Genomic DNA, 10,255 nt, shown 5'->3' with positions numbered 1-10,255 from the left:
CCACCCACGTGCCACCGATCCCGACGACCCCCTCCACACGGCCCGCGCCGCCGAAACGACCTCCCTGTGGCGTCTCACCATCCGCTGAGAGCGGCGTCAGATGTGGCTGCGGTGGGCGGTTTCGGGGCCGATGACGCGCAGGAGTTCCAGGGACTCGATGGCGCCGGTGCCGGGCGGCGGGGTGAAGACGAAGAGGCGCTGGTCCTCGGCGGGCGTCAGCAGGGCCTCCATGTCGAACTCGATGGGCCCGACCTCGGGGTGCACGACCCTCAGCCGGCCGGCGCGGTGGACGGCGACCTCGTGCCGGTCCCATAGCCGGGTGAACTCCGCGCTGGCCGCGTGCAGCCGTCCGACCAGGGCGGACGCCGCCTCGTCGTTGCCGCGGCGGGCGACGGCCGCACGCAGGTGGGCGACGTGCTGCCGGGCGTGCTGCTCGTGCTCGTCCTCCGGATACGCCTCCCGGACGAACGGGTCGGTGAACCACCGCCACACGATGTTCCGGTCTGGCCCCTCGACGGTGCAGACGCAGCCGAAAAGCGCCTCCGCCAGCGCGTTCTGGGCGAGCAGGTCGCCGAGGTCACCGATGATCTGCGCCGGGGTCTCCTGCAGCCGGTCCAGCAGGTACAGCAGGCTCGGCCGGACGTGCTCGCCCGCGTACGGCCCGGCCGGCGGGCGGTGCCCGGCGAGGACGTAGAGATGGTCGCGCTCGTCCAGCGTCAGCCGCAGCGCACGGGCCAGGGCGCCGAGCAGTTGCGTGGACGGCTGCGGGCTGCGGGCCTGTTCAAGCCGCATGTAGTAGTCCGCGGACATCCCGGCGAGCTGCGACACCTCCTCGCGGCGCAGCCCCGGCGTCCGGCGCCGCGGGCCCGCCGTCAGGCCGACCTCCTGCGGCCGGAGCCGCTCGCGGGAGCGGCGGAGGAAGTCGGCGAGCTCCGTGCGGTCCATCTCCATACCCCCATGATTCCGCTCCGTCCGGAATGTCCGTAGGGCGGAGGCTGGGATCGGTTGTCCTAGCCAAAGCGGTCCGCTCCTCATCGCCGCCGGGCGCTGGCAGCGTCGACAACGTCCGCAGCAACCGAGAGGACGGCCGGCCATGCCGAAGCTCACCGTTGGAAACGCCCGCATCTCCTACCGCGTCGAGGGCGCGGGCCCCGCGCTCGTCCTGGTGCACGGCGTCGGGCCCGGCTCGATCATGTGGGACGCGCTGCTCGACCGCTTCACCGATCACCGCACCGTCGTCCTGCCCGACCTCGCCGGCAGCGACCCGGCCGAGGACGACGGCTCCCCGATCACCGTCGAGGGCCTCGCCGCGCAGGTCAACGCGGTGATCGAGGACTCCGGTACCGGCCCGGCCGACGTGGTCGGGTTCTCGCTCGGCGCACCCACCGTCGCCGCCGCGGCGGCGCTGCGCCCGGACCTCGTCCGGCGCCTGGTGCCCGTCGCGGGCCTGACCCACGCGGGCGATGAGTACGTCCAGCAGTACATGACCACATGGCGGAGGCTGGACGACCCCGAGAGTTTCGGACGTTTCGCCACGCTCACCGCCTACAGCCGCCCGTTCCTCAACCGGATCGGGCACGAGGCGGTCGAGCAGGCCGTCGCGTTCATGCGCCCGACGGACGGCGTCCTGCGCCAGATCGACCTCGTCCGGCGGCTCGACATCCGGTCGCTGCTGCCCCGGATCGAGGCGCCCGCCCTGGTGATCGGGGCGACCCACGACCAGACGATCCCCGTCGAGAACCACCGGGAGCTGTCCGAGGCCATCGGCGGCAGCGAATACGCCGAACTCGACACCGGCCATGTGGCGATGGCAGAGCGGCCCGACGAGTTCACCAAACTCGTCCAGGATTTCCTGCACCGGCCCTAGGCGAAGCCTGTCATCCCGGGTACCAGGCTGGGCGAGCCCTGGTTAACGTGTGGACGCGTCGAGCACCATGGGGAACATGCGTCCCATCGACCAGCAGACCATTCTCATCACGGGCGCGACCGACGGGCTCGGTCGCGCCCTGGCCGCCGAACTCGCCGCCGAAGGCGCCACGGTCCTCGTCCACGGACGGGACGACCGGCGCGGCAAGGCGACCCTCCAGGAGATCGGCGGCCGTGCCTCCTGGTACCGCGCCGACCTGTCGTCCCTCGCCGAGGCCCGCGCGCTGGCCGAGGCCGTCCGCGCCGACCATCCGCGCCTGGACGTGCTCGTCAACAACGCGGGCATCGGCACCACCGGCCCACGGCAGGAGAGCGCCGACGGCCACGAGCTGACGTTCCAGGTGAACTACCTGTCCGGCTACCTGCTCACCCGGCTGCTGCTCCCGACGCTCGTCTCGTCGGCGCCGGCGCGGATCGTCAATGTGAGCAGCCTCGGCCAGCAGGCGATCGACTTCGACGACGTCATGATCACCCGCGGCTACAGCGGGACGCGGGCGTACTGCCAGAGCAAGCTCGCCCAAGTCCTCTTCACGATCGACCTCGCCGATGAACTGGCCGGGACGGGCGTCACCGCGAACGCCCTGCACCCGGCCACCTACATGCCCACCAAGATGGTCCCCTCGCCGATCAGCACCCTGGAGGAGGGCGTCCGCGCGACGCACCGCCTGGTCACCGACCCGGCACTGGACGACGTTTCCGGCCGCTTCTTCAACGGCCTCCAGGAAGCCCATGCCGACGCCCAGGCGTACGACGCCGAGGCCCGCGCGCGCTTGCACGACCTCTCCGAACAACTCACCTCACCCTGAATCGGCGGAAGCCCGCCTGGACGCCGGATGCGAGGGCGTGATCTCAGACCTTCGCGACCTCCCAGACCGAACGGGCCTGCACTCGCGCGATGCGCCAGCCATCCGCCGTCCGGGCGGCCCGCAGCTCGTACCGTTCGCCCAGCAGGCGCGGTCCGCCCTCGTTCGCGAAGACGACCAGCAGGTTCGCGCCGACCGTGGCACGGTCTCCGTCGACGTCGACGAGCGGATCGGTGATGAAGTGCTGGGTCGGGACCTTGTGGTTCTTGCGCGCCTGCTCGACGATCGCGTCGACACCCTTCGCGACGCCGCCCAGCGTGTGCGCCTCCGCGCCCTCGACGAACAGGGCCCGCCCCTCGTCAGGGCTCTTGTCGTCCAGCCACCGCCCCAGGCGGCTGATCAGCTCGGACAGTTCGGCACGGTCGTTCATGACCACTCCGTTCATTGGTTAATCCAATGTTGGTATACCCAACATTACTCGATCGTTGGCCGACCCAACAGCCCCGTAGACTGATCCGCATGATGACGGCCGACGCCCAAACCCCCGCGCGCCTCCGGCACGCCGCGAGCTGGCTGATCAACCAGGTCTCCGCGCACAGCCACCGCCTGGTCGCCGAGGGGTTCGCCGCCGCCGGCGCCCGCGGCTACCATTTCCGGCTGCTCGCCGCCCTGGACGAGTACGGCCCGTCCAGCCAGGCCGACCTCGGCCGCCGGACGGGCATCGACCGCAGCGACGTCGTCGCCGCCGTCAACGAACTCGCCGCCAAGAACCTGGTCGAGCGCTCCCCCGACCCGTCCGACCGGCGCCGCAACGTCATCACGCTCACCCCGGACGGCTCCCGCCACCTGCGAGAACTGGACAAGGTCCTCGCCGGCATCCAGGACGACCTCCTCGGCCCGCTCACCGAAGACGAACGCACCCAGCTCACCGCCCTGCTGACCCGCCTCGCCGACCACCACCGCCGCGCCGGCTGACCACTGGCGCGGCCCGACGCTCAACGCCCTGGTGATGAGTTCTCGCGTCCGCACCCGTCACACCTATGACGGACACGACAAGAGGGAAGGGTGACGTGATGGGTGCGGACACGCGGCTGGAGGACCTGGGCGTGAGCGGGCTGGGCGAGGTCGATGAGCCGGCGTTCTCGGGGCTGGCGGAGCGGCACCGGCGGGAGCTGCACGTGCACTGCTACCGGATGCTCGGGTCGTTCGAAGACGCCGAGGACACCGTGCAGGAGACGTTCCTGCGCGCCTGGCGTCGGCGGGAGACCTTCGAGGGGCGGTCGACGTTCCGGGCCTGGCTGTACCGGATCGCCACCAACGCCTGCCTCGACCTGCTCGCCAAGTGCCGTCCGGAGCCCGCGACCGGCGGCGAGGTGCTGTGGCTGCAGCCCTACCCGGACCGGCTGCTCGACGAACTGCCCGCGGGCGACGCGGACGAGCCGGAGACCGTCGCCGTCGCGCGGGAGACGATCGAGCTGGCGTACCTGGTCGCGGTCCAGCACCTCGTGCCGCGCACGCGGGCCGTCCTGATCCTGCGGGACGTGCTCGGCTGGCCGGCGAAGGACGTCGCCGAGCTCCTCGGAGACTCCGTCAACTCGGTGAACAGCGCGCTGCAGCGGGCCCGCGCCGGCATGCGGGAGCACCTGCCCGCCGAGCGGCAAGACTGGACCGGCGGCGAGGAGGACGCCGGGACGCGCGAACTGGTGCGCCGCTACACCGACGCCAGCGTGGCCACGGACGTCGACGGGCTCGCCGCACTGCTGCGCGACGACGTCCGGTGCTCGATGCCGCCCACGCCGGGCCTGTACGCCGGCCGCGACACGGTGGTGAACGGCTGGGTCGAGGACGGCTTCGAGGGCATGGAGGGCCTGCGCGGCGTCCCCACCTTCGTGAATCGGCAGCCCGCCGTCGCCTTCTACCAATGGCGGGACTGCGAGGGCGCGTACCTGCCGCTGACGATCGACGTCCTGCGCGTCACCGGCGGGGCGATCACCGAGATCATCACGTTCCACGACGACCGGTTCCCGCGGCTCGGGCTGCCAGAGCGCCTGCCGGCGGACGGCATGCCGTAGTTGTCGGTAATGGCCAATGCCCTTCCCTAAAGGGAGGAAACGCCTAAGCTAGATCATCTACCGACCGTCAGGGGATCGACGTGACCGACCGCGACCTGGATCTGCAGACCGATATCCCGCATTCGGCCCGGATTTATGACTATCTTCTCGGTGGCAAGGACAACTTCCCTGCTGATCGGGCCGCGTCGGCGGACATCGTCGGGGACTGGCCCAACCTCCCGACGTCCATGCGGGCCAACCGGAAGTTCATGGCGCGGATGGCCCGGCATGTCGCCGCCGAGCACGGCATCAGGCAGTTCCTCGACATCGGTACCGGGCTTCCCACCTCCCCGAACCTGCACGAGGTGGTGCAGGGCGTCGCGCCCGAGTCGCGGATCGTGTACGTCGACAACGATCCGATCGTGCTCGTCCACGCGCGGGCCCTGCTCACCAGCACCGCCGAGGGCAGGACGGGCTATCTGGACGCCGATTTCATGGACCCTGACGCGATTCTGGATTCCGGGCAGTTGCGCGACTACCTGGACCTGGAGCGGCCCGTCGCGCTGAGCCTGATCGCGATCCTGCATTTCATCATCGACGACAACGATGTGAGGCGGATCCTCGATCGCCTCCTGGAACCGCTGGCTCCGGGCAGCATCCTGGCGCTGTCCACGACCACGTTCGACAACAACCCCGACGTGGTCGCCGCGGGCGTGGCCGCCTACAACGCCCACGGCATCCCGACGGTGGCGCGCACCAAGCCCGAGGTGGAGTCCTTCTTCTCCGGGCTGGAGATCCTCGACCCGGGTGTCGTGGCCGTCCATCGCTGGCACCCCGACCAGGAGTCGTCCGCTCTCGACGACGCCGAGGTCACCATTCACGGGGGAATCGCCCTCAAGAAGTGAGCGACGCCTGACCGCAAGGTCGGCGGGGGAAGCCCTCACTTTGGAGGGTGGTCGCTCAGCCAGGTTTCGGCGCGGCGGCGGGATGCGCGGGACAGCCATGCGTCCTGGACGACCTCGGTCAGTTCCCGCAGCGTGAGTTCACCGATCCGGCCGCCTCGCAGCAGCACTGAGCTGTGGCCGTTGAAATGCGGCGTGGTGAAGAACGGCGACGCCTCGTCCTGCACCAGGGCCTGCTTGTCGGACTCGGACGGCACCCAGAACACGATCACGTCCGGGAGGCGCTCGCCCGTCACCGGGTCGACCGCGTCCGGGCGGGGGTTGCGGAAGAACACGAACGACTTGCCGCCGACCTGGTAGACGGGGTTGCCGCCGGACGCGTGCTCGACCGTGACATGCGGCATGCCCAGGGCGAGTTCGTGCACGTCCTCGACCCGGGCGGGGCGGTCCTGTCCGCGCATACCCGCAGCGTAGGCGAAGGGGCGCTAACCAGCGAGCGTCTGGGTTCCGAGGACGGAGAGCAGTGCGAGACGTTCGGCGTCCTCGGTGCCGGGCTCGGCCGTGTAGACCATGATGCGCAGGTCGCAGCCCGTCACCGTCAAGATGTCGCAGTCCAGCATGAGCGGGCCCACGCGGGGGTGGTCGATGGTCTTGCGGGCCACCTCGTGGTGGCCGACCGCTCCGGAGTCCCACAGCTCGGCGAACCGGCCGCTGGCGTCGCGCAGGTCGGCGACCAGGCGGAGCAGCCGCCGGTCGGCCGGGTAGCGGCCGGCGGTCCAGCGCAGGTCGGCGACCAGCGCGGCCTCGAACGCGCGCCGGGCCTCCGCGGTCTGCCGGACCCGGCCGCCGGATCCGGTGAAGTTGCGCCACACGCCGTTGCGTTCGTGTCCGCGCCATCCGGACGGGTCCCCCATCAGCGCCGCGTACGGCTGGTTGGCCGTGAGCAGCGTCCAGGACGCGTCGTACACCGCGACCGGCGTCCCGGCCAGCCGGTCCAGCATGCGCTGAACGCTCGGCGTGATGTACGCCGGTATCGTGTCCGCGCCCGGAGGCGCCAGCCCGGCCAGCCCGAACAGGTGCGCCCGCTCGTCCGGCGACAGCCGCAGCGCCCTCACCAGGGCCTCGACGACCTGCGCGGACGGGTTCGCGGCGCGGCCCTGCTCCAGGCGGGTGACGTAGTCGACGGAGATCCCGGCGAGCATGGCCAGTTCCTCGCGGCGCAGTCCGGCCGCGCGCCGGTGCCCGCCGGCGGGCAGCCCGGCCGCCGCGGGGGAGACCCGGTCGCGCCAGCGGCGCACCGCGGCGCCGAACTCGCCCGTCACCATGCCTCCAGTCTGCCCACCGCCCGCGCCGGCCGCCTGGTACCGGTGGTCCCAGGAACATGGGACCGCTGTTCGCCCGCTCCGCCCGGACGCAGGGTGGGGACATGACGACAACACTGATCACCGGAGCGAACAAGGGACTCGGGTTCGAGACCGCCCGCCGGCTCGTCGAGGCCGGCCACACCGTCTATGTCGGGAGCCGGGACGCCGAGCGCGGGCGGGCGGCCGCCGCACGGCTCGGTGCTGAGACGGTCGTCCTCGACGTCACCGACGACGCGTCCGTCGCCGCCGCGGTGAAGACCATCGAGGCCGCCGGCGGCCTCGACGTACTGGTCAACAACGCCGGTATCGAGGAGCGGGCAGAGCACAACGGCATCGTCGGCGCCGCGGACGTGACCGCCGACGTGATGCGGACGGTCTTCGAGACGAACGTCTTCGGCATCGTGCGCGTCACCCATGCGTTCCTGCCGCTGCTGAGGCGCTCCACGGCCCCCGTCGTGGTGAACCTCAGCAGCGGCCTGGGCTCGCTGACCGTCGTCAGCACCGAGGGGACGCCTGCCTACGACTACCCGGGCGTCGCGTATCCGGCGTCGAAGGCCGCGGTCAACATGGTCACCGTGCAGTTCGCCAAGGCGTTCCCGGACATGCGGATCAACGCGGTGGAGCCCGGTTTCACCAAGACCGACCTGAACGGCAACACCGGCACCCAGACCGTCGAGGAGGGCGCGGAGATCATCGTCCGGATGGCGCTGATCGGCCCCGACGGCCCGACCGGAGGCTATCTGTACGCGAACGGCCCCATCCCCTGGTGACACTGCCCGCGCGGCCCCGGGGGCGGACGGTGCTCTACTGCGCCTCCGCCACCGGGGCGCCGAGGGCCTCGCGCTCGATCCGGTCGAACTGGGCGCCCATCGCCTCGGCCAGCGCGTTGGCGGCCGTCAGCGGGCGCACCATGACGGTGAGGTCGTCGATCAGTCCGTCCTCGTCGAGGTGGAGGAAGTCGCATCCCTGCACCTGGCGGCCGTTGATCTCCGCCCGGAAGATGAGGGCGTGGTCGCGGCCGTCCGCGCTGACGATCTCGCGGACGTAGCGGACGTCCTCGAACACGCGCGCGGCACCGCGCACGATCGCCGCGGTGATCGCCTTCCCCTGGTAGGGCTTGAACACCACCGGGCTGGTGAACACCGCGTCGTCGGCCAGCAGGCCCTCGATCGCCGAGGTGTCCCCGGCCTCGACCGCGCGCCGGAACGGATGCATCCCCGCACCTCCTTCATATGCAAATTGTTGATTAAGTGTCAATGACACTAAGAGTAGCGGGAGGCGGCCGTCCAGGACCGTGGCGTCCGACACACAACCGCGTGGCCCGGACGACCGTGAAAGGTCGCTACGCTCGTGGCCATGTCGCTGCGGAACGCCGTCCTGGCCACGCTTCTGGAGGGAGAGGCGTCCGGTTACGACCTGTCCAAGAGCTTCGACGCCGGGGTCGCCAACTTCTGGATGGCCACGCCCCAGCAGCTCTACCGCGAACTGGAGAAGATGGCCGCGCAGGGCCTGATCCAGGCGCGCGTCGTCGAGCAGGAACGCCGCCCCAACAAGCGCCTGTTCTCCCTCACCGAAGCCGGACACCGCGCCCTCTACGAGTTCACCGCCGCCCCGCCTCGCCCCGGCGCCATGCGTGAAGAGCTGATGGTGCAGGTCCAGGCGGTGGACGCAGGCGACGTCGAGGCCGTCATGAACGCCCTCCGGGAGCGCAAGTCCTGGGCCGAATCCAAAATCGCGCGCTTCGAGCGGATTCGGGCCCACTTCCTGGGCGGACGCACCGAAGAGGAGCACCTCGCCACCGCCGACCGCATCGGCCCCTACCTCACCCTCATGCGCGGCCTCGCGTTCGAGCGCGAGAACCTCCGCTGGTGTGAGGACACCCTGGCCATCCTCGACCGCCGATCCCGCGTCCACGCCGAATAGGGCCTCACGCCACCATGACAGGGACGGCCAAGGCGATCAGGACGGTCAGCGTCCACAGCGCGGGAGCCGAACCGAGGACCTGCTCGCGGCGGGCGGTGGCACGGACCGCCTCGACCTCGCTGCGCGCGACCCACCACGGGTTCTCGCGATGCTCCAGCCAGGCGTAGACGGCACCCAGCGCCGCGCCGTAGGCGAGATGCCCGACGAGGCTGGCGAAGGCCGCCGCGATGGCACCGGCGCTCCACCTCGGCGGCTGGCCCAGCAGGACGGGCAGCAGCGTCAGCGCGCCGAGCACCCACCAGAAGAAACCGTACGAAAGCCCCCAGCCGACGCCGGACACGAGGTCGTAGCCGCGCCCGCGGAACAGCAGCGCGTAGGACACCCCGATGAGCTGCGCGATCACCAGATGGACGACCCACCCGGCCACGGCGCCGCGCGCCCCGACGAGCCGGGCCACGGCCGGCAGCGCGTCCACGGTCCCCCACAGCAGCCCGAACAGGACGCCGCCGGCGAGCCCCGCCAGCGCGCCATAGCCGACCGCCCTCAGCCCGCGCGTCCCGACCTCGTGGTGGAGCAGCCGGACGTCGTCCACGAACAGGCCGCGCGCGAGCGAGCCGAGCCAGCCGAAGACGGCCGCGATGCCCGCGCCCGCCAGCAGGTACGGCGGCAGCCGGGTCGTCGCCTCCGCCACCTCCGGCTGTGACCAGCCGAGCGCACCGTCCTCGACCAGCGGCGCCACGGTCAGGCCGGCCACGACCCACCACAGGAAACCGTAGGCCGTGCCGCGGACGAGCGCCGGGCCCGTCCCCTCGGCGCGTCCGCTGAACAGCACCGGGTAGGCGGCCCCCATGCAGACGACGGCCGGCCAGCCCAGGCGCGTCCCGGCACCGAACGTCACGACGATCCCGGCCGCGATCAGCCCGCGGAGCAGCGCCTCCGGGCGCAGATGCTCCCGGACGGCGAACCGGCCGTCCGGATGGAGCAGGACGAATCCGACCGCGGTGACCGCGCCGTAGTACAGGTGGCCGAGCAGGCTCGGCACGGCCGCCTGCGCGCTCGCCAGGCTCCATGTCAGCGGCGCGCCGGTCAGCAGCGGCAGCAGGGTCAGCGTCCCCAGGAACCACCAGAAGACCCCGTAGGCCAGCCCCCAGAACACCAGCTCGCTCGACCGGATCCGCTGCCGCACCGCCAGCAGCCCGAACCCGGCGCCGACCAGCACCGAGATCGCCATGTGCAGCGCGAACCCGACCCCGGACGACCCCGACCCGGCGAGCACGGCCACGGCC

13 protein-coding genes are annotated in these 10,255 nt (G+C 71.4%); 7 read left to right on the top strand and 6 right to left on the bottom strand.

What is annotated here, in order from left to right:
- Positions 1-96: 96 nt before the first annotated feature.
- Positions 97-951: a helix-turn-helix transcriptional regulator gene (locus E1293_RS39270; RefSeq protein WP_132203932.1), complete on the bottom strand. Its 855-nt coding sequence runs from the start codon at positions 949-951 to the stop codon at positions 97-99.
- A 142-nt stretch (positions 952-1,093) separates the two neighbouring features.
- Here E1293_RS39270 and E1293_RS39265 point away from each other — a divergent pair, with 142 nt between their 5' ends.
- Both E1293_RS39265 and E1293_RS39260 read left to right on the top strand, forming a co-directional pair.
- The gene (locus E1293_RS39265) at positions 1,094-1,867 is read left to right on the top strand and encodes an alpha/beta fold hydrolase (RefSeq protein ID WP_132203930.1); all 774 of its coding nucleotides are present in this window, start codon (positions 1,094-1,096) and stop codon (positions 1,865-1,867) included.
- A 76-nt stretch (positions 1,868-1,943) separates the two neighbouring features.
- Positions 1,944-2,732, top strand: coding sequence for an SDR family NAD(P)-dependent oxidoreductase (locus E1293_RS39260; RefSeq protein WP_132203928.1), 789 nt, complete (start codon positions 1,944-1,946; stop codon positions 2,730-2,732).
- 43 nt (positions 2,733-2,775) lie between these two features.
- Here E1293_RS39260 and E1293_RS39255 read toward each other — a convergent pair whose 3' ends face one another.
- Positions 2,776-3,159: a nuclear transport factor 2 family protein gene (locus E1293_RS39255; RefSeq protein ID WP_165978595.1), complete on the bottom strand. Its 384-nt coding sequence runs from the start codon at positions 3,157-3,159 to the stop codon at positions 2,776-2,778.
- 89 nt (positions 3,160-3,248) lie between these two features.
- Here E1293_RS39255 and E1293_RS39250 point away from each other — a divergent pair, with 89 nt between their 5' ends.
- The 3 genes from E1293_RS39250 to E1293_RS39240 all read left to right on the top strand — a co-directional run bounded on the left by E1293_RS39250 (position 3,249) and on the right by E1293_RS39240 (position 5,685).
- Positions 3,249-3,704 (top strand): MarR family winged helix-turn-helix transcriptional regulator, encoded by a 456-nt coding sequence (locus tag E1293_RS39250; RefSeq protein ID WP_132203924.1) that lies wholly within the window; start codon positions 3,249-3,251, stop codon positions 3,702-3,704.
- Positions 3,705-3,802: 98 nt separating this feature from the next.
- Positions 3,803-4,801 carry an RNA polymerase subunit sigma-70 gene (locus E1293_RS39245; protein ID WP_132203922.1) on the top strand — a complete coding sequence of 333 codons (999 nt, stop codon included), beginning with the start codon at positions 3,803-3,805 and terminating at the stop codon, positions 4,799-4,801.
- 80 nt (positions 4,802-4,881) lie between these two features.
- A complete protein-coding gene (locus tag E1293_RS39240; RefSeq protein ID WP_243717224.1) occupies positions 4,882-5,685 on the top strand; it encodes an SAM-dependent methyltransferase in 804 nt (267 codons plus the stop codon).
- Positions 5,686-5,720: 35 nt separating this feature from the next.
- Here the strand turns inward: E1293_RS39240 and E1293_RS39235 are convergent, their stop codons facing one another.
- Positions 5,721-6,143 carry an MmcQ/YjbR family DNA-binding protein gene (locus E1293_RS39235; protein ID WP_132203920.1) on the bottom strand — a complete coding sequence of 141 codons (423 nt, stop codon included), beginning with the start codon at positions 6,141-6,143 and terminating at the stop codon, positions 5,721-5,723.
- Positions 6,144-6,167: 24 nt separating this feature from the next.
- A complete protein-coding gene (locus E1293_RS39230) occupies positions 6,168-7,007 on the bottom strand; it encodes a helix-turn-helix transcriptional regulator (protein ID WP_132203918.1) in 840 nt (279 codons plus the stop codon).
- Between the two features lie 101 nt (positions 7,008-7,108).
- Here E1293_RS39230 and E1293_RS39225 point away from each other — a divergent pair, with 101 nt between their 5' ends.
- The gene (locus tag E1293_RS39225; RefSeq protein WP_132203916.1) at positions 7,109-7,816 is read left to right on the top strand and encodes an SDR family NAD(P)-dependent oxidoreductase; all 708 of its coding nucleotides are present in this window, start codon (positions 7,109-7,111) and stop codon (positions 7,814-7,816) included.
- 34 nt (positions 7,817-7,850) lie between these two features.
- Here the strand turns inward: E1293_RS39225 and E1293_RS39220 are convergent, their stop codons facing one another.
- The gene (locus tag E1293_RS39220; protein ID WP_132203914.1) at positions 7,851-8,261 is read right to left on the bottom strand and encodes a nuclear transport factor 2 family protein; all 411 of its coding nucleotides are present in this window, start codon (positions 8,259-8,261) and stop codon (positions 7,851-7,853) included.
- A 141-nt stretch (positions 8,262-8,402) separates the two neighbouring features.
- Here E1293_RS39220 and E1293_RS39215 point away from each other — a divergent pair, with 141 nt between their 5' ends.
- Positions 8,403-8,969, top strand: coding sequence for a PadR family transcriptional regulator (locus tag E1293_RS39215; RefSeq protein WP_132203912.1), 567 nt, complete (start codon positions 8,403-8,405; stop codon positions 8,967-8,969).
- Positions 8,970-8,973: 4 nt separating this feature from the next.
- Here E1293_RS39215 and E1293_RS48060 read toward each other — a convergent pair.
- The coding region (locus tag E1293_RS48060) for a hypothetical protein (RefSeq protein WP_165978594.1) at positions 8,974-10,255 on the bottom strand (1,282 nt) is incomplete at its 5' end.

Source organism: Actinomadura darangshiensis (genome assembly GCF_004349235.1).
In the GTDB taxonomy this organism is placed as follows: Bacteria; Actinomycetota; Actinomycetes; order Streptosporangiales; family Streptosporangiaceae; genus Spirillospora; species Spirillospora darangshiensis.
The sequence above is the reverse complement of the archived record's forward strand: the minus strand, read 5'-3'. Positions and strand labels throughout refer to the sequence as shown.

What these genes read in the sequence shown, in the direction of transcription:
- E1293_RS39220 (WP_132203914.1), bottom strand. Translation starts at nt 8,261, where the DNA reads ATGCATCCGTTCCGGCGCGCGGTCGAGGCCGGGGACACCTCGGCGATC.
- E1293_RS39245 (WP_132203922.1), top strand. Translation starts at nt 3,803, where the DNA reads ATGGGTGCGGACACGCGGCTGGAGGACCTGGGCGTGAGCGGGCTGGGC.
- E1293_RS39215 (WP_132203912.1), top strand. Translation starts at nt 8,403, where the DNA reads ATGTCGCTGCGGAACGCCGTCCTGGCCACGCTTCTGGAGGGAGAGGCG.
- E1293_RS39255 (WP_165978595.1), bottom strand. Translation starts at nt 3,159, where the DNA reads ATGAACGACCGTGCCGAACTGTCCGAGCTGATCAGCCGCCTGGGGCGG.
- E1293_RS39225 (WP_132203916.1), top strand. Translation starts at nt 7,109, where the DNA reads ATGACGACAACACTGATCACCGGAGCGAACAAGGGACTCGGGTTCGAG.
- E1293_RS39260 (WP_132203928.1), top strand. Translation starts at nt 1,944, where the DNA reads ATGCGTCCCATCGACCAGCAGACCATTCTCATCACGGGCGCGACCGAC.
- E1293_RS39235 (WP_132203920.1), bottom strand. Translation starts at nt 6,143, where the DNA reads ATGCGCGGACAGGACCGCCCCGCCCGGGTCGAGGACGTGCACGAACTC.
- E1293_RS39250 (WP_132203924.1), top strand. Translation starts at nt 3,249, where the DNA reads ATGATGACGGCCGACGCCCAAACCCCCGCGCGCCTCCGGCACGCCGCG.
- E1293_RS39230 (WP_132203918.1), bottom strand. Translation starts at nt 7,007, where the DNA reads ATGGTGACGGGCGAGTTCGGCGCCGCGGTGCGCCGCTGGCGCGACCGG.
- E1293_RS39265 (WP_132203930.1), top strand. Translation starts at nt 1,094, where the DNA reads ATGCCGAAGCTCACCGTTGGAAACGCCCGCATCTCCTACCGCGTCGAG.
- E1293_RS39270 (WP_132203932.1), bottom strand. Translation starts at nt 951, where the DNA reads ATGGAGATGGACCGCACGGAGCTCGCCGACTTCCTCCGCCGCTCCCGC.